14 protein-coding genes and 1 pseudogene are annotated in these 17,913 nt (G+C 55.1%); 5 read left to right on the top strand and 10 right to left on the bottom strand.

Going from position 1 to position 17,913, the window contains the following annotated elements; all coding sequences use genetic code 11:
* Positions 1-30: 30 nt before the first annotated feature.
* The 3 genes from VE009_RS07875 to VE009_RS07885 all read right to left on the bottom strand — a co-directional run bounded on the left by VE009_RS07875 (position 31) and on the right by VE009_RS07885 (position 4,262).
* Positions 31-1,155 (bottom strand): rhamnogalacturonan acetylesterase, encoded by a 1,125-nt coding sequence (locus tag VE009_RS07875; RefSeq protein WP_414694801.1) that lies wholly within the window; start codon positions 1,153-1,155, stop codon positions 31-33.
* 244 nt (positions 1,156-1,399) lie between these two features.
* The gene (locus VE009_RS07880) at positions 1,400-3,592 is read right to left on the bottom strand and encodes a histidine kinase dimerization/phospho-acceptor domain-containing protein (protein ID WP_325006842.1); all 2,193 of its coding nucleotides are present in this window, start codon (positions 3,590-3,592) and stop codon (positions 1,400-1,402) included.
* Positions 3,570-4,262 carry a response regulator transcription factor gene (locus tag VE009_RS07885; protein WP_325006843.1) on the bottom strand — a complete coding sequence of 231 codons (693 nt, stop codon included), beginning with the start codon at positions 4,260-4,262 and terminating at the stop codon, positions 3,570-3,572. Before VE009_RS07885 ends, VE009_RS07880 begins: the two co-directional genes overlap by 23 nt.
* A gap of 273 nt (positions 4,263-4,535) precedes the next feature.
* Between VE009_RS07885 and VE009_RS07890 the strand changes: the two genes are divergently transcribed.
* The gene (locus tag VE009_RS07890; RefSeq protein ID WP_325006844.1) at positions 4,536-5,300 is read left to right on the top strand and encodes a DUF4386 domain-containing protein; all 765 of its coding nucleotides are present in this window, start codon (positions 4,536-4,538) and stop codon (positions 5,298-5,300) included.
* Here the strand turns inward: VE009_RS07890 and VE009_RS07895 are convergent.
* The 6 genes and pseudogenes from VE009_RS07895 to VE009_RS07915 form a co-directional block, all read right to left on the bottom strand.
* On the bottom strand, positions 5,263-5,853 hold the full coding sequence (locus VE009_RS07895) for a Crp/Fnr family transcriptional regulator (RefSeq protein WP_325006845.1): 591 nt from the start codon (positions 5,851-5,853) through the stop codon (positions 5,263-5,265). The genes VE009_RS07890 and VE009_RS07895 overlap by 38 nt on opposite strands.
* A gap of 114 nt (positions 5,854-5,967) precedes the next feature.
* Positions 5,968-6,657 carry a DUF2294 domain-containing protein gene (locus VE009_RS07900; RefSeq protein ID WP_325006846.1) on the bottom strand — a complete coding sequence of 230 codons (690 nt, stop codon included), beginning with the start codon at positions 6,655-6,657 and terminating at the stop codon, positions 5,968-5,970.
* 368 nt (positions 6,658-7,025) lie between these two features.
* Positions 7,026-8,270 carry an ATP-binding protein gene (locus VE009_RS07905; protein ID WP_325006847.1) on the bottom strand — a complete coding sequence of 415 codons (1,245 nt, stop codon included), beginning with the start codon at positions 8,268-8,270 and terminating at the stop codon, positions 7,026-7,028.
* A gap of 66 nt (positions 8,271-8,336) precedes the next feature.
* Positions 8,337-8,564 (bottom strand): annotated as a pseudogene (locus VE009_RS27210) (histidine kinase dimerization/phospho-acceptor domain-containing protein); the annotation flags it as partial.
* Positions 8,470-9,009: an ATP-binding protein gene (locus VE009_RS07910; protein WP_325006848.1), complete on the bottom strand. Its 540-nt coding sequence runs from the start codon at positions 9,007-9,009 to the stop codon at positions 8,470-8,472. The pseudogene VE009_RS27210 and the gene VE009_RS07910, both read right to left, overlap by 95 nt.
* A 43-nt stretch (positions 9,010-9,052) precedes the next feature.
* The gene (locus VE009_RS07915; protein ID WP_325006849.1) at positions 9,053-9,751 is read right to left on the bottom strand and encodes a Na-translocating system protein MpsC family protein; all 699 of its coding nucleotides are present in this window, start codon (positions 9,749-9,751) and stop codon (positions 9,053-9,055) included.
* A 224-nt stretch (positions 9,752-9,975) separates the two neighbouring features.
* Here VE009_RS07915 and VE009_RS07920 point away from each other — a divergent pair, with 224 nt between their 5' ends.
* Complete coding sequence (locus VE009_RS07920) at positions 9,976-13,212, top strand: DEAD/DEAH box helicase (RefSeq protein ID WP_325006850.1); 3,237 nt, start codon at positions 9,976-9,978, stop codon at positions 13,210-13,212.
* A gap of 7 nt (positions 13,213-13,219) precedes the next feature.
* Here VE009_RS07920 and VE009_RS07925 read toward each other — a convergent pair whose 3' ends face one another.
* On the bottom strand, positions 13,220-15,175 hold the full coding sequence (locus VE009_RS07925) for a LuxR C-terminal-related transcriptional regulator (protein ID WP_325006851.1): 1,956 nt from the start codon (positions 15,173-15,175) through the stop codon (positions 13,220-13,222).
* Between the two features lie 103 nt (positions 15,176-15,278).
* Here VE009_RS07925 and VE009_RS07930 point away from each other — a divergent pair, with 103 nt between their 5' ends.
* The 3 genes from VE009_RS07930 (at position 15,279) to VE009_RS07940 (ending at position 17,882) form a co-directional block, all read left to right on the top strand.
* Complete coding sequence (locus VE009_RS07930) at positions 15,279-15,995, top strand: hypothetical protein (protein WP_325006852.1); 717 nt, start codon at positions 15,279-15,281, stop codon at positions 15,993-15,995.
* A gap of 297 nt (positions 15,996-16,292) precedes the next feature.
* A complete protein-coding gene (locus VE009_RS07935) occupies positions 16,293-17,012 on the top strand; it encodes an N-acetylmannosamine-6-phosphate 2-epimerase (protein ID WP_325006853.1) in 720 nt (239 codons plus the stop codon).
* A 6-nt stretch (positions 17,013-17,018) separates the two neighbouring features.
* Positions 17,019-17,882, top strand: coding sequence for a MurR/RpiR family transcriptional regulator (locus tag VE009_RS07940; protein ID WP_325006854.1), 864 nt, complete (start codon positions 17,019-17,021; stop codon positions 17,880-17,882).
* Positions 17,883-17,913 lie beyond the last annotated feature (31 nt).

Below are 17,913 nucleotides of genomic sequence, written 5' to 3' on the forward strand. Positions count from 1 at the left end.
TTCCCCGCGAGGCATCGAACCTTCCCGCTCCTATTCTGCAAAACCGTCCAGCTGCTGCCTCTTCAAATCCTTCACGACCAGATCCGCCAATACCATGGCGCCGTCGCGGTTGAAGTGGAGCCAATCCCCCGTCTTATACAGCAGCGTGGTTTCCTCCGGCCCGATCTGCGTGAAATACGCCGAGCTTAGCACGTTCAGGTCGACGAGATGCACGCCCTGCTCCTGCGCCAAGGCGATCGTCGCATGCCGGTAAAAATCTTCCTCCGCGTAATGCACCACGTTCGTCCCTTGCGTCGTCCAGCTGATGGCGCGCCCCTGCGGCGTCACGAGCACGACCGCCGCCCCCTTCGCCTTGACCGCCTTCACGATGTCCCGCATATAACTGGCGAACTGCTCCTCCGAATACCGCTTCTCATCGTTGATACCCATCTCGAGCAGGAAATAATCGCCCGGCTTGATATACTTAAGCACCGTGTCCAGCGGCCCGCCGTATAAGAACCCTTGCGCGACTTGACCGGCCGTGGCCATGTTCCGGACGACGAATTCGTCCAAGTTCACGAACTGCGGCAGCACCTGTCCCCACCCGACCAATTCGTCGCTGTCCTTCGGATAATAGTTCGCCACGGTCGAATCGCCGCCGACCCAAATCGTACGAGGCATCTCATGGCTGTTCGACACCTTCGTAATTTCCAGCGCCGACAACGTATAAGCGGAGCCCCCCGCCCCGGCGGTGACGATCACGTTCAGTTGCCCGTCCTTCACCGGGATCAGCACGGCGTCGGACACTCCGTTGCCGGTCATATTCATGATTTGATAGACGCCTTCCGCCGCCACGCTCGAGCGGTTCGTGTCGCCTAAGGTGAACTCGACGTGGTAAAGCCCGTTCTGCAGATCCACATTGAACGTGTTCGTGCTCGTCACGCCGGTCTGCAGGAACTGCACGGCATCGCTGCCGGCGCCGGTTCCGGATGCGGCCACGTTCGCTATGAGCTCCGGATGCTGGAATCCGTAGCCAACGAACGGAGAGTACAAGTCGGAAGCGCCTACGCCGATATACCCCGGCTCGACCGGGCCGGCGCCGAAATCGAATTTGTACGCGGTCGGCGTCGAGAACGCTTGCGCCGTCTCCGCGCCGTCCCCGACGCCGACGGACATCGCCCCCAAAGCGAGCGCGGCCGACAGCAGCGAAATGATTCCTTTTTTCTTCATCATTACATCCTCCTTTGGTATTGAAGATCCCTTTCGGTTACTTCCATCTTCGAACGAGCAGCCCGCCCGCGTCTATGACACATTTTTGCGAACGAAAAAAGCCCCGCGCGAAGCGGAGGCTCGTAGATCGAACGGTACATTTTCGTCGTTTTTTCCATTTTTCGCCCGCGGGCTGCCCGCCGGTGTTTCGTTAGGCCGCGGGCAGCGCGACGGTCACCTTGAACAAATCCCCGTCCACTTCAAGCTCCAGGCTTCCGTCGTGCAGATCGACGATCGACTTGGCGATGGCGAGACCGAGTCCGGATCCTTCCGTATGCCGGGAGGCGTCGCCGCGCTTGAACCGTTCGAACAGCTCGTCGACGTTATCGCTCAGCTCGTATTTCGACACGTTCTTGAAGACGATGTCCGTTTGATGCGGGGAGATCTTCATCGTAATGTACACTCGGGTGTGTTCCATCGCGTATTTCAGACAGTTGCCGATCAGGTTGTCGAACACGCGCCACAACTTGGGCCCGTCGACAAGGGCGAGCGCCGGTTCGTCCGGCAGCGACACCCGAAACTGCGCATCGGATTGCTGCATCGCCTCGCTGTGCTCCGCCAGCGCCTGCTGAAGCAGCTGCACGAGGTCGACCTTTTCCTTCTCCAGCTGAATATGCCCGCTGGCCATTTTGCTCGCCTCGAACAAGTCGTCGATCAGCGCCTTGAGACGCTGCGACTTCCGGTCGATGATCTCGATATACGCGTTCCGCTCCTCCGCCGGCAGTTCCGGATGTTTGAGCAGCTCCGTGTAAGTGATGATCGACGTGAGCGGCGTTCGCAGATCGTGGCTGACGTTCGTGATCAGCTCCGTTTTCAACCGCTCGCTTTTCGCTTGCTCCGTCCGGGACGATTTCACCTTCTGCTTCAAGACGTTGACATGTCCGGCCAGCGCGGCGAGAACCGAGCTCCCTTTGACGGGCAAGTCCGGCTCGAGCTGACCTTCGGCAAGTCGGGCGACGTGTACGGCGATCTGATTGAAATAGCCGATGCGCTTCACGACCAGCCATAACGCCGGAACACCGATGACGACGAACAACGGAAAATAGATGAGAACGCCTTCGGGCTCCATGATGACCGGAACGACGCCGAAGCCGAAGCCGAATGCGATCGCCAGCAGCAGCATCGTCTGAAATGCGATGGACTTGATCAACAAGGCCGCCTTCACCCGCCGGTATCCCCGGCATACCAGCGCATGGCTCCACGCTTCGCGAAGGGCAGACAGACTCCTCAGCTCTTCCCGGAGCAGCTTGCCTTGGACGATAACGAGCGCGAGGAAGATCGCGGTGAAGATCAGCACAACGACCGATTGCCCGATCATCGCCTCGGCCCCTCGATAGAGGAAGGCGTCGTCCGCGGAAAATAGCAGCACTAGCAAGACGATCGCCGCGACCCCAAAGCTAAGGAAGCGGATATCCAGCGGGATTCTGCGGTAGAACGGTTCCAGCCGCTCGATGTTCACCCTCGCGCGGGCGCCGCATTTTCGGCGGAGCATGATGCTGCCTCCGAGGGCTGCCAATCCGGAAATCGAGTACAGTAAGAACGCTGTTTGCTCCGCCTGAAAACCGTTGTAACTGATCATTACGTCGCTCGTCGGCGGCGCCGACTTCAGCACCCCAATCTCCCCTTCGAATGGTCCGGGGGGCTTGGGAACGAGATGCCCTCCTTGGATATAGAAACGGTAAGGACGGCCCGCCGTCGACAACGACGCATAGCGTTGAACGTACCGCATGTCCTCATCATGCAGCTCCGCTCCCGCGCCGTCCTCGCTCTGCACATTGGTGTAGACGATCCCGGACTCGACGTCCTTCAGGCGATACGCGAACGCGGACCGAAGCTTCATATATTCTCCTCGAAGATGCTCTTTCTCGCGGTAGTAAGCGTCGATCTCCCTTTCCTTCTCCGCAACGATCAGCATCCTCGCATACTCGTCGCTTCTGAACAGCTCCGTAAGGTCCTCGATGCGCCGCTCCAATTCTGCAGTATACAATTCGGCGATCTCTTCGTCGCCCGCCCCCAACGCCTCCGTGATGCGGGGGTCGTACTCCTCCTTCAAAGCCGCCAGCCTCTGGGACAAGTCTCCTTCCCGGAAGCGGTACTCTTCGATCTCAAGAGGCGTCACCTCGATCTGCCGCTTCGCCTCGCGAATGGGCAGATCCTGCAGCTCAAATACGGTCAAATAATCGATCAATTTATCCAGTTGAGACTGAAAATCGGCGGTATGAAAATAATTCTTTCGCGCGTAATCGCCCGCATCCGTCGCCACGGTGACGATCGCGCTGCAGCCGAACGCGAACAAAAAAATCCAAGCGGCCAGGATCGCTCTACTTTTCCATTTTGTATCCAATGCCCCATACCACCTTTACATACCTCGGATTTTTCGGATCGATTTCGATTTTCTCCCGGATTTTCCGAATATGTACCGCCACCGTGTTTTCCGCGTTGAAGCCGGGCTCCTTCCATACGCGCTCGTAAATCTCGTTGATCGAAAACACCCGGCCGGCGTTTAACATCAGCAGCTCTACGATTTTATATTCGATCGGCGTCAGCCTCACCGGCTCGCCGTGGATCGCCACCTCTTTGGCGAACGGATCCAACGTCAGCCCGTTCAAATTGACCGTTTTGTTCTTCCCGTCGTAATGTCCCAAAGTGACGTACCTGCGCAGCTGCGACTTCACTCGAGCGATCAGCTCCAGCGGATTGAACGGCTTCGTGACGTAGTCGTCCGCTCCCACCTGAAGCCCCCATACTTTATCCGTGTCCTCGCTTTTCGCGCTGAGCATGATGATCGGGATGTTTTTCTTCTCCCGGATTTTGAACGTCGTCGTAATGCCGTCCTGCCTCGGCATCATGACGTCGAGAATGATCAAATGAATTTCCTGCTCGTTGAGCGTCTCGATCGCCTCGATGCCGTCCTTGGCTTTCACCACCGCGATACTTTCGTTCTTCAAATATATTTCGATCGCATCCCTGATGTCCTTGTCGTCGTCGACCACCAGCACGCGGTATTGGTTCATTGCGACTCGCCTCCTTCCGCCATTGTTCTATAGTCTCTTAGATAATTCAATGATAACCTCCGGTTCGAAAGAAATAGGGAGAACAAATCTTAAGGGTTTCTTAATTCTTCGCGGGACGAAAGAAAGAAACGCGCCCGGGCAGCTTCGCCCGCGGCGCGTCGGAGGGGTGGAACGTACAGTCTCGTCGCGTTGCATTGACTTCCGTCAATGCGCGGCGGCGTCCTTCCGGTTATGATCGGTTCAAAAGAAACCGAAATCGGGAGGACATCTTCTATGACGAACCTCGGCAACAATCCATCGACCGCGCGCGGCGCCGCCGTCGCGGGCGGCGTTTCGCTTCTGCTCATGGCGGCCGCGGCGGCGTTCGCATACGGCTTCGTCCATCAAAGCTTGATCGTCCCCGGCGATTCCGCCGCCACGCTTGACAACCTGCTCGCTTCGCCGGCCTTGTTCCGCGCAGGAATATTCGGCTGGCTCGTCATCCTCATCTGCGATATCGTCGCCGCTTGGGCCGTGTACCTCGTCCTCAAACCGGCTCATGCCGGCATTTCGCTGCTCGGCGCCTGGTTTCGGATCGGCTACGCGGCCATTCTCGGCGCCGCCCTTCTGAACTTGCTCGTCGTATCGCTTCTTGCGACACCTTCGGCGGAGACGCCGCTTCTCCCCCTCGAGCAAGCGCAGGCGTTGACGGCTTTGTTGCTGGCGGCCTTCGAGTCGTCTTGGTCGGCCGGCTTGATCGTCTTCGGCGCGCATCTCCTGCTCGTGAGTTATTTAACTTTCCGGTTGCCGGCTGTTCCGAAGTGGCTCAGCGCGCTGCTGCTCCTCGCCGCCGTCGGCTACTTGTCCATTCACTCGCTGCAGACGCTCTTTCCGCATAACGAAGGGTTCATCGCCATCTTAGAGTACGTCTTCCTCGTCCCGATGACCGCGGGCGAGCTCGGCTTCGGCATCTGGCTGCTGTGGAAAGGAGGAAAAGGCCCGAAGCCGGAGGAATCTCGGCTTACAGGCCTTGGCGGTCGTGCTGGAGACGCTTCTTGATTCGGCTCAACGATTCCGGCGTCATGCCGAGGTAGCTCGCGAGCTGGTGCTGGGGCACTCGATCGGCTAAGCCGGGACGCTTCTCCAGCAGGGCTTTGTACCGATCTTCGGGCGATGCGGCAATGAACGCGGCGAATTCATCCTGCATGTCGCTCAAGTGTTCCTCGACCATCTTGCGCGTCATCGATTCCAATTGGGAGTACTTCTCGAACATCGACGTTTCCTTATCGAGATCGCCGACGACCAACACGGCATTCTCCGTGCAGACGAGCGAATACCCCGACGCTTGATCCGGTTTGTACCGATGGAACGCCGCGATCGCTTGTTCCTCCGTATAAAACTGCGTCGTCGTTTCTTTCCCCACTTCGTCAACGGTGAACTGCCTGACGCACCCTTGCAGTACGAAGTAGCACTTGGTCGGAACATCCCCTTGGCGGAGCAGCGTCGTCCCTTTCCGGTACTCCTCGATGCGGATGTCGTCGAGAACGGCGCGCTGTTCGTCCTCGCCCAGCGTTGTAAACCGGTCCATGTATTTCATTAATAAGTGCTTCAAAGCCGGCCCTCCCGTTCAACATTCCACGTGGAACAATTTATGACCCTAAATTTCATTATATTGCAAACCTGCGTCGAAAACCGAAAAAAAGAAGCTGCCGCAACAGCTTCTTCTTCACGCTTTCGGATGCAATATGAATACGTTGATACTCCGGTCCCGCCCAAAATCCCAATCGGAAAACACGTCGACAATACTCGTATTTAAAATCGTTTGCAAATGCAGGTTGTTCCGGATATATCGTTTTTCTAAATTGCTCAAGACCTGCTTTAATTGCTTTTCGTACCCTAACCGAATAATTTCATTGCTGATGTCTATCAGATTCCCATCCCGCACCATAAGAAGCGTTCTTTTGTTGATCAACCAAGATTCGATGCAGTCCGGGCTTTTTTGCACCTTGCGGCTTATGCCTTCGATCTCTCGATGTAAGTCCTCTTTCCCCTCGTACGTCTCCGTTGCATTCTGGTACTCGCCAAGCACACCGACGAACACGCCCGAATGATTATGCAGCTCCCAATCGTAATAAAACTCCTGAATATCCATTCCGATCAGCAGCAACAAATAGGCTTTGATCTCGGGAATGATCGAATGCATTACGAATTCCCTAGTATGTTGAATCGAATCGGTTTGCCCTTGCTTAAGGAGAATCTTTTCGGTAGGCGTCATGAAGTTCCGCAAATAAATGACAATGAACGGATGATATACGCTCACATAGATGGATTGCGGTCCCTTCCCGAAGGCGTCCCTCAGCAATTTGCCGACATGACTCGCAATTTCGTTCTGGTATTGGTTGTCGTTAGTGTTCAAAACATTCATCCTCAGTCTAGGTAAACGGTCTATGCTTTACCCCGTTTTTTAGGATCGCCTCAAAACTTTACACACGCGCTCGATCGGGACATCCTTAAAAGGGGGGGCTCGGATACAAAATAAAATAGCCTAAATAAAAATAGCCTAAATAAAAAGCTGCAGCGGCAACTTTTTATTTAGGCTTATGTCCAGCTCTATCTCTGGTCCATTACTGCCAACCTATATTAAAAGTCTTGTTAATAAGTCAAAGGGAGGATCCCCTATCTCTTAAATATAAGGCAAAAGCGTCAAATCTTCCACCCAATACTTATTTTAATAATTATTTATAGATTTAGCAAGTTTAAAACTTTGGAATGAATGGTTGGCCGCTACACCCATTTTGCATATTCCTCTAGCGCCTGCTGCAATGTCCCCCTCGTCTCTACTTTCTCGTACAGCGGGACTCCTAATTCCACCATCGTATTGGTGATTTCCGGACGGATCCCGGTGACGATCGCTTTGCAGCCTTGAATGGCGATGCCGTTCACGATTCGAAACAGATGCGACACAATCGCCGTATCCATATAGGCCACACCGGACAAATCGATAATAATTTGTTTGATCCGCAATTGGTAAATTTGGATCAGGACGTTCTCTTGTATTTTCCTGGCGCGGAGCGTATCCAGCGTTCCGACGATCGGCAGGATCGCTATGCTGTCGGACAAGGGAATGACGGGCACGGATAAATCCTCGATCACCTCGCGCTGCGACAGCAAGATTTCATTCTTGTACTCCGAATAACTGGAAGCGAAATGCTTTAAATAAGAATCCAGATTGAAATTGACCTGCCGCTCCAATTCGAAGAAATCTCTTTGCGTTTGTTCGACATTGCTATAGTAGTTGAATAAGAAATCCCAATACAATTTCCGAAGCATCTGGAACCATTCCAGCTTTAAGATTAAATCCAAGTTCAGCTTCGCCCAATTCCGCCCGTGCTCCTTCGCGTGCATAATGAGGCCGTGTTCGTTCCGTTCATTGAGCAAATGGACCACTTTGTGCGCGGAATCCAAGATAAATTCAGGCTCTAGACCGGCCGCGGCTTTGACGGATTCGAACAGGTCCTTCCCTTGCGAAATCAGCAATTCATGAAACTTGTCCCGATTCAGCATATAGTATTGCGTAAAATCTTGACTCTCGACGTAGTTCAGCTGCATTGTGACCACTCCTAGATGATTGTTGTTATGAATCGGGAAATGAATCGAAAACTCCGTACCGACTCCGACCTCGCTTCGGACACGGATCGTCCCGCCATGTTCGTAGATCGCCGAAAACACTTGCGTCAATCCCATTCCCGTCCCTTCCGTCTTGGACGTATAGAACGGGGTGCCCAGCAACCCTAGCTTATCTTGGGGGATTCCTACCCCGGTGTCCGACACCTTGACGACTAATCTATTGTTCAATTTGTAATGACTAATCGTGATGGCGCCCTTATCGGATATCGCTTCGAACGCATTTTTCAACAGGTTGAAGAACGCCTTCTTTAGCTGATTTCTCCTTCCGTACACTCTTGCGTCCGTGTCCGAAAATTGTTTCTTAATCGTAACTTGGTAGGATCTCTCTTGGAAGAGATACAAGATAGACTCCAATTCGGAGCACAGATTGATAGAGTCGTAAGGTTCGTTTTCCAAATCAGGTTTGGATACATGGAGTAAATTCTCCAATGTCGTGAGTGCGTTTTCCAGCTCCGTGTATGCAAAATCGATGTATTTGTGCGGCGATTCCGTTCTGAGCATTTGAAGGAAACCCTTCACGGCCGTTAAAGGATTTTTCACCTCATGGGCGATGCCCGCCGCAATCTGACCGATCGAAGCTAGGCGATCTAACGTGAGGTCGGATTCGGTTTCCCTCTTTCCATTGGATGCAGACAATTTTCGTACCTTCTTTCGATGTAGTGATCTGGAATTCATCCATCATTCGTTTCGCGCCCGCAAGACCTAATCCCAACCCGCGGCGATGGGCGACGTGCTCGCCCCTCAAGATGCGATCCACATCGGGAATCCCGCCTCCGCGATCCTCAATGGAGATGCGCAAGGCCCCCTCGGCCGTAATCTCACACGAAAAATCCCCCCCGGAATCGGTATGATCTAATATATTTCGGGTTAATTCCGATACCGCAACGATCACTTTCTGCTGGTTCATCTCCGAAAACGATAGCTGATCCATCAATGCCCTGACCTTACGCAGCGCTAAATAAATATCTTGCTCCGAATGAATTCGAACGAAGCAGCTCGACATGGCGCGGCTCGATCCCTCCGATTCAAGCGAATTCCATGGAAAAAAGCCTAAACAAAAGCCGCTTGTCGCAGCTCTCATTTAGGCTTATGTCCAGCGCTGTCTCTGGCTCATTAACCCTACATTATTGACCGGGTTGAAGCATGAAAACGAAGACGCTTCTATCGTAATGAAAATCCCAATCGGCGAATACGTCGACGATATGCCTATGTAAAATTCGTTGGAAATGATTGTTGTTATGCAAGTGCCGTTTTTCCAAATTTCGTTTCGCCAGTTTCAAATTCTCTTCGTACCCTAAGCGAATCAATTCTTTCTCGATATTGATCAGAATGCCGTTGCGGACGACCACGAGCGTACGGTCATTGACCATGCAGGAATACGACTCTTCCGGAACCTTCTGCACCATTTCGCTGATGCTTCGGATTTCCTGAAGAAATTCATCCTTGCCGGGATAATGCTCTCGCTTGATCGCTTCCAAATTGCCTTCGTCCGCTTCGATCCCGACGAAGACGCCGGAGTGGTTATGCAGGCCCCAGTCGTAATAAAATTGGCGTAAATGCATCCCCGCGATCAACGACGTGAACGCCTTGATTTCAGGGATCAACGTCTTCATCACCAAATCCCTGGTATTCTGCATGGAGAACACCTGGTCCTGTTCGAGGAGAATTTTCTCCGTTTGGGATAAGAAGCTCCGCAAATACACGACTACGAATGGCCGGCGAATGCTGACGTGGATCGACTGCGGTCCCTTCCCGAACGCCTCGCGAAGCAGTCTCCCGATATGACTGGCCAATTCGAGCTGGACTTGTTTTTCATGTTCCAACAAGACTCATCCTAACATTGGCAGGCGAAAGCGTCATTTCTTTCACCCAAGACCATTGTAATTATTTTGTTTCCATTTATCAACATCGCTTTGGCGTTGATTGTCTCATTTTGCCACTTTGCGGCTTCCTTTATTCGCCTTTGCGGAGACCCCGGACACAGGGCGATTTCGGTTGTGCTACAATGGACGTCAAAAGCATTCACACGTTAGGAAGGTAACGGGCGATGAGCGTATGGTTAACGAAAAAATCGATCAAGCAATGGTGCGGCACCTACGCTTATCAGAAGGGCGAGCGGTTGTTCCGCGCGAATCAAGTCCGATTCGTCCACATGGATCCGCGAACCGGCACGTATACCGCCGAGTTGGGCGGCGCGAGCCCTCATATCGCGACCCTGACGCTCGACTCGAACGGCAAGCCGGAGGCGCAGTGCAGCTGCCCCTCGCTCGGCTCCTTCGATTTGTTCTGCCATCATATTGCCGCCGCGCTGATTCGCCTATACGATCTCCAACAATCCGATCATGAAGCGGCACAGGCGATCCGCCACGGGGCGGCGGAAGCGCCTGACCGCGCCGATCCGACGGATCTCGCCGAGCGCATTCTCGGCTTGTTCGAAGAGAAGCCCCTCCGTCCCATTCACAATAGAACGTTATTGGAAACGCGAACGCCGCTAGAGGCGGAGTTCGTCCTGAAGCTCCTCTCCCACAACCCGAACGCCGCGTTGTTCGGGGTCGAGCTTCGCATCGGGCCGAAGGCGCTCTATATCGTCCAGAACATCGCTTCGTTTCTCGAACGGCTCGACCGGGGCGAAAGCTACCCGTTCTCATCGAAGTTTCGCTACGACCCTGAACTGCACAGCTTTGCGAAAGAAAACGAAGCCGTGCTGCAAGCCCTTATAGATATCGTTAAGCATGACGCGGCATATCGGGAGACGGACCGATTGCTGGTCATCCCGCCTTCCGCTTGGCCCGGTTTCCTGTCCCTGTTATCGCAAGCGCCCAGAACGACCCTCAAAGATGGCGACAAAACCTATGAGCGGATCGAAATTTCCCAGGAACCCCTTCCTCTTCGCTTCGAACTGAGGGAGGCAGGCTCCGACCAATATGAATTGTGCGTTCATGGTCTACAGCCGCTGACGGTCTTGGAACCGTACGAAACGGCGTTCCTCGCGGGCCGGCTGTTCCCGCTCCCGGCCAAGCAATGCAAGCGTCTGGCAGCGCTGACGACGATGCTGCGCGAGTCGGGGACGGACCGAATCCCGGTCGGCGGCGGCCAGCTGGCATCGTTCATCGAAAAGGCGATACCCGGCTTAAGTAAGGTAGGAGATGTCGTCATCTCCCCTGCCATCGCGAATCGCGTCGCCAAATCCAAGCTGCGGGCGAAGCTGTATTTGGACCGGGTCAAAGATCGCCTGCTCGCCTCCGTCGAATTCCACTATGACGAAGTCGTCATCAATCCTGCCGAAGACGGGCGGAAACGCCAAGACGGCCGACGCATCGTCATTCGAGACGCGGAGCAAGAACGGCGCATTCTCGATCTGATCGAACAAAGCCCGTTCACGAAGACGGAAAGCGGATATTTCTTGAGCGACGAAGAGGCGGAGTTCGATTTCCTGTATCGCGTCGTTCCCCAGCTGGAGAAGCTGATGAACGTTTACGCCACGACGGCCGTGAAGCAGCGGGTCCAGAAAATCGAGACGATGCCCAAAGTCAGCGTCAAGGCCGACGCGGCGGAACGGCTGAATTGGCTGGAATTCCGTCTGGACATGGGCTGGATTCCGGAGACGGAAATCCGGAATTTGGTGAAATCGCTAGAGGAAAAGCGCAAATATTATCGCCTGCCGAACGGCTCCTTGCTGCCGCTCGACACCGCCGAGCTTCAAGCGTTCGCGGAATTTTTCAACGAGACGGGGCTCCTCTATACGGATATCGCCGGCTCGGGCATTCGCGTCCCTCTCGTCCGCGCGATTCCGATGCTCGACCACACGTACGGAGGGGTTAAGCTCGACAAGCCGGTCCGCCGCGTCCTCGACGATCTGCGGAACCCCGACCATCTCGATTTCCCGCTCCCCCCCGAGTTGGCCGGGGTACTGCGGGATTATCAGAAATTCGGGTACCAGTGGCTGAAGACGCTCGCGCATTACGGGTTCGGGGGCGTATTGGCGGATGATATGGGACTCGGGAAGACGCTGCAGAGCATCGCTTATATCGCTTCGGTCGTGCCGGACATTCGGCAGCGGCGCATGCCGGCGCTCGTCGTTTGCCCGGGGTCTCTCGTATACAATTGGCGCAACGAGCTGCGCAAGTTCGCCCCGGGGATCCGCGCGATCGTCGCGGACGGCAGCCAGCCGGAGCGAGTCCGCAAGATGCTCCGGTTCGCGGAGACGGACGTCGTTATCACCTCGTATCCGCTGTTGCTGCGGGACATTCGGCGATATGCCGAGCAGCCGTTCCACACCCTAATCCTCGACGAGGCGCAGGCGTTCAAAAACCATACGACGCAGACCGCCCGGGCGGTCAAATCCATCCGAGCCGAAACTCGATTCGCCTTGACCGGAACCCCTGTCGAGAATCGTCTCGAGGAGCTGTGGTCGATCTTCAACGTCGTATTCCCGGCCTTGTTCCAAGATCGGAAGGCGTTCGGCAACTTAACGAAGAAGGAGATCGCCCGGCGGGCGCGGCCGTTCATGCTGCGCCGGTGGAAACGCGACGTGCTTCAAGATCTTCCGGACAAGCTGGAATCGTTGAAGCCCGTCGAGCTGTTGCCGGAACAGAAGAAGCTGTACGCCGCATATCTCGCCAAGCTGCAGGAGGAAACGTTGAAGCATCTGAGCGTGGACGGATTTCAGAAGAGCCGGATCAAAATTTTGGCCGGTCTTACCCGGCTGCGGCAAATTTGCTGTCATCCCGCCCTGTTCCTGGAAGGCTACGAAGGCGGCTCCGCCAAGCTGGAGCAACTGAAGGATATTGTGGAGGAATGCCTCGCGAATCGGAAACGGGTGCTTATTTTCTCTCAATTTACCGAGATGCTCGCCTTGATCGGCAGAGCCCTTTCCGAGCAGGGACTGCCGTATTTTTACCTGGACGGCACGACGCCCGCCCGCGAGCGCGTCGAGCTCTGCAGCCGATTTAATGACGGGGAGATGGATATTTTCCTGATTTCGCTGAAGGCGGGCGGAACCGGGTTGAACCTCACCGGCGCCGACACCGTCATCCTGTACGATCTGTGGTGGAACCCCGCGGTCGAGCAGCAAGCCGCCGACCGCGCCCACCGCATCGGTCAGAAGAACGTCGTCCAAATCATCCGCCTGATTGCTCGAAGGACGATGGAAGAAACGATGTACGAGCTCCAGCACCGGAAGAGACAATTGATCGACGAGGTGTTGAACCCCGAGCTGGATGCGGCCGCCCTGACGGAACAAGAAATCCGGGAAATTGTGTTCGGAACGCCGGTCGGCTCGTAACGGCCGGCTATTCTTGCATCCCCGTGATCAACCGAATGTATTGCGCCCTGTTTTTGACACCTGCTTTGCTGAAGATGCTGCCGATGTGCTTTTTGACCGTTACGATGCTGATGAACAATTCGCCGGCGATCGCTTCGTTCGTTTTGCAAGACAAAATCAGGTCCGAGATCTCCTGCTCTCGCTTGGTTAAGGGCAAGCGGCTTGCCGCCGGCAGGCTGTACCCCGCTCCGCGCATCTTATTGTCCAGGAAAGCATAGAAGCTCTCTCCTCTGAGGTCCAAAGCGTAAAACTGTGCCTGAAACTCGTCGCCGAATTCGGCATGCGTCAGGCCGGGGATCTTCTTAAACCCGAGGTTTTCGTACACCTTAGACAACCCCGGGAAAGCCGTCGAAGTGACCAGGAGCCGGTTCGGACCGAGATAGCTCAGGAAATTTTTCAACAGATCGGTTCTCGACGTTTCATCGGTCATCGGCATGATGCAATCCATCATTCGCAGAAACCATGCCGTCCCCGTTCCGGCGTCGCCCGGGCGGTATCCTTGAGCGCGGATGTAGGCGCCGACGACCGGGAGGGCCGCCGCATGCCGGGGATACCGGTCCATCGGGATGACCACGGATAAACCGATCAGTTCCTTCCTTTCGTTCCTGAGCAGCCGCACGCTGTTTTCGCCCAGCTCCAAAAATTCCTCCGGCTGAATCACATCGAACTCCTTGGAAGTCAAACGCTGATGCTGATCGACGGTCATCCCGTTCAAAGCGATCAACGCATGGGGAACCGTCACCGTTCGCTTTCGCTGCCGGATATATTCCTGAACTTCCGCATACGCCTCCGGCATCATCGGCTCATAGTAATTCCCTGAGTGCGCTTTGCCTCGGAAATAGAGCTCCCGCAGCTCTTCGTCCCCGGTGTAGTAGTAGAAATGATAAAAATCCTCGACCAGTTCTTCCTTGCGCCGCTTAAAAGCGTTCTTCAGAACATGATAGTAATAAAAGGCGCACCGCTTCATGTACTCGTTATACATGTTCGGCAATCTTCGATGGAAATCCGAACGCACCGCCTCCCGAACAAGATCATGGACGTACCATCCCTTGGGCGTAAGTCGGACGAAGGAAAAACTGGTGAGCTCGTGGAACTGCTCGGCGCTGACTTGCGTTTGCAGTACGGCTTCCAAGATCTCTTGATTGAACTGGAACAGCAAAGAGGCCGCCGTCACCAAGTCTCTGAGCGCATCGCTGGCAATCCCTCGATACCAATGCCTCGCCATCTCCTGGTGAATGTTTTCCCTCACGCGCTCCAAAGACATCGCCGCATTCGAACGAATCCACGACACCGCCAAGGCGATCGACAGCGCATGTCCCTGCGTGATTTCCCATATTGCTTCTTTCGTCGGAAGGTCCAATCCGGATTCCGATAAGAGCAGCATCGCCTCCTCGTAAGCGAAAGGCTGCAGTTCGATGACCTTGATTCGCCTGCGAGGCTGCATATCCGTCATCCAAAGAGCGGGCATGACCTGCGTACTGGCCACGACGACCTGAACGCGCGAGTCCAATCGATTGATGAAGCATTCTCGGAAAGCCGAGTCGTACGGCATAATGTACTCGTAATGGTCGATCGCGATTACGATCGGAACGGATTTCGCCTGTTCGTTCACGGCGGACGCCGCCGTTCGGTAAGCGTCGCGTACCGATCCGCTCTCGTCGAGGGCAGGACAACCTACGGACCGCAGCAAGCCCTTGAGGAAAATTTCCTCGGCGAACATCGAATCCTTCCCGTTGACGGTCAACCACTTCATCTTCCTGTCTTGCGCGATCCGCTCGAATCGGTCGAGCAAGGTCGTCTTCCCGATGCCGCTAATGCCGTGCATATACAGGAGGAAGCTAGCTCCGGACGTACCCTCGGCGCCGATCAACGCCTCTTCGAACTGTTCCCGCTCCCACCTTCTTGTCGATTCGACGTTTATCATCGCCGCCCCCCGCCGCAAATGTATACCTAGGTATCATTTTATAACAGAAATCTCTGGTGTACGATCGTTTTGGATATCAATTGGGGAACTGGAGGCGTATGCATTGAAAGAAGAAGCCCTGTGGTTGAAGTTTTTATCGAGATGGATGTTTCTCATGCCGATTCCGGTTTTGCTGCTGTTTACGGCCGTCGGGAGCCTCATTAGCGTTTCCGGCGACACGCCGATGGGATTGGCTTATATGGTGGCCGGTTCCGAAAAGCCCTTCTTCTTGCGCCTGCTCGGGCTTGCGCTCACGCTGCTGTGGGGTTCCGTCATCGTGTTCTTCCTCGCGTTGGCCCGTCTTTACAGACATCAGCATCCGCTGCAAAGCACGTTCCTGGGCGCCTTAGCCGTGGGATTCATTATCCCGATGTCCGCCGGGAATGCGCAATGGACGATCGGGCTCGATATGGCGAAAAGATACGGAGAAGCCGCGCCGGAAACGCAGGAGATGATCCGCCAAATTCAAATGACGGTGTTTCAATTCGTCGAGTCCCGCATCGACATGGCGAATTTGTTGTGGGGGGTCGGCATTTTGTTATTCATCTCCATCGCCCGCTCGGTCAAGAACGTTCCGACGTACATTCTCGTGTTGTATTTCATCTCCGCCCTCATTATGCTGACTGTTTTTGTATCTCATATTGTCGGCTTCACCTTCCCTTTCGTGCTGATCCCCGTGTATTGGCTAGCCACCCTCGCCGGCCACATTTCCCTCGGCTTCGCCTTCGCCAAACAGGCGAAAATGAACAGAAGCATTGTACCGGCCGAGGTCTCGGCATAAGCGAAAAGCTTACCTTCCGAAACGGAACAATCCGGCAGCTGCGCCGGATTGTTTTTTTGTTCCTCGTCATTTCGCTTCCCAACCTCCCCCTTCCCAAATGCCCATTCCAGGAGGAAAAGCCGGCAGCCCCGAAGCCCTTTTTGGAGCAAAATGAAGAAAATCTCCAAAATATTTTTATAAAATAAAAAAAATATCTTTCAAAACGTCGTAATAGCGATTATGATGTTTTCATGAAGAAGAAACCGGCAATACCGCATTCCGATGCGTAACCTATGAGGGAAAAGGTGGAAGTCAGCAATGAATACTCGACTACTGGAACGCTTGGCGAAAGGATGTATCGTTTCGTGCCAAGCGCTCCCCGAGGAACCGTTGTTCGGAGCGCATCATATGGCGGCTATGGCGGCGGCGGCGGAACAAGGCGGGGCGGCGGGCATCCGCGCGAATACGGCGGTCGACATCAAGGCGATTAAACAGCGGTGTTCGCTGCCGGTCATCGGTTTGTATAAGAAGGTATACCCCGGTTCCGACGTCTACATCACGCCTACATTCGAGGAAGCGAAAGAAATCGCGGAGGCGGGCGCAGATTTCATCGCGCTGGATGCCACGAACCGCGAACGCCCTGACGGCGTCCCCCTTAGCGGCTTGTTGAACCGGATACGCGCCGAACTGCCGGGCGTCATGATCGTAGCCGACGTCTCGACCTATGAAGAGGGCGTCTGCGCGATGGAGCTCGGCGTCGAACTCGTCTCCACGACGATGTCCGGGTACACGCCTTACAGCCCTCAGTTGGACGGTCCGGATATCGAGCTGGTCAGGCGGCTTGCCGAGCTCAAGCGCGTTCCGGTTTTAGCGGAAGGCCGCATCTGGACGATCGAAGACTGCCTCGCCTGCATGAACGCCGGCGCGCATGCCGTCGTGATCGGCACCGCGATTACTCGGCCTCAGGAGATTACGAAACGATTCGTCGCAGCGATCGGGACGGCCGTCCCCTCCTTCAAAGAAATGGTCGAGGAGTGATTTCGGGTGAAAACGAAAGCCCCGCAAACGCAAAATGTCCTGCTTACTATCTCTAGCATTTATTCCTCCATGACCAAGGCGGAGAAGAAAGTCGCCGAGGCGGTTCAGGCGAATCCGGAGGAGGCGGTATTGTACACGATCACCGACTTGTCGGAGAAGGCCGGCGTCGGCGAAACGTCCGTCATCCGCTTTTGCCGGAAGCTCGGCTTCGGAGGATATCACGAGTTTAAGCTGGCGATCGCTCAGCATGTCGTGAGCGAACCGAAGCATTACACCGGCGAAATCGAGGACGGAGACAGCTCGGTCGCGATCTTGCAGAAGCTTACGGATCGGAATGCCCAGATGATTCGAGACACGGGAGCGCTTCTCTCCGCCGATGCTTTGGAGGAGGCCGTCCGGGCGCTCGCGTCGGGCAAGCGGATCCACATTTACGGCGTCGGCTCCTCCGGGATGACGGCGATGGATGCGTATTACAGCTTCATGCGTATCGGGCTGAATGCGGACGTTCAACGCGACGGCCACATCATCGCGATGTCGGCGGCGCTCGTCGGCGAAGGCGACGTCGTGTTCGGCATCTCGACGTCGGGCAGCACGAAGGATTTAGTCGACCCGATGAGGACCGCGAAGAAGAACGGCGCGACGACGATATGCCTCACGAGCCATGGCCGGTCGCCGATCACGCAGCACGCGGACGTCGTGCTGCTCGTCCCGGCGAAAGAATCTCCGTTCCAAGGCGGCAGCCTCTCCACCAAGATCGCGCAGATGCATGTGCTCGATATCCTGACGAGCCTGATCATCGTCTCGCGCAAGGAGCCTTCCGTCCAATCGATTACGAAGACGGCCAATGCGGTCGCGGACAAACTCTATTAACCGGAATACGGATGATGAGGGGGAAGCGCAC

The sequence above is a fragment of the Paenibacillus sp. genome (assembly GCF_035645195.1).
GTDB lineage: Bacteria > Bacillota > Bacilli > Paenibacillales > YIM-B00363 > Paenibacillus_AE.

Coding starts and splice junctions, on each gene's coding strand:
- VE009_RS07875 (WP_414694801.1), bottom strand. CDS start 1,155: ATGTCCGTCGGCGTCGGGGACGGCGCGGAGACGGCGCAAGCGTTCTCG.
- VE009_RS07885 (WP_325006843.1), bottom strand. CDS start 4,262: ATGAACCAATACCGCGTGCTGGTGGTCGACGACGACAAGGACATCAGG.
- VE009_RS07890 (WP_325006844.1), top strand. CDS start 4,536: ATGACGAACCTCGGCAACAATCCATCGACCGCGCGCGGCGCCGCCGTC.
- VE009_RS07910 (WP_325006848.1), bottom strand. CDS start 9,009: ATGAGAGCTGCGACAAGCGGCTTTTGTTTAGGCTTTTTTCCATGGAAT.
- VE009_RS07920 (WP_325006850.1), top strand. CDS start 9,976: ATGAGCGTATGGTTAACGAAAAAATCGATCAAGCAATGGTGCGGCACC.
- VE009_RS07925 (WP_325006851.1), bottom strand. CDS start 15,175: ATGATAAACGTCGAATCGACAAGAAGGTGGGAGCGGGAACAGTTCGAA.
- VE009_RS07935 (WP_325006853.1), top strand. CDS start 16,293: ATGAATACTCGACTACTGGAACGCTTGGCGAAAGGATGTATCGTTTCG.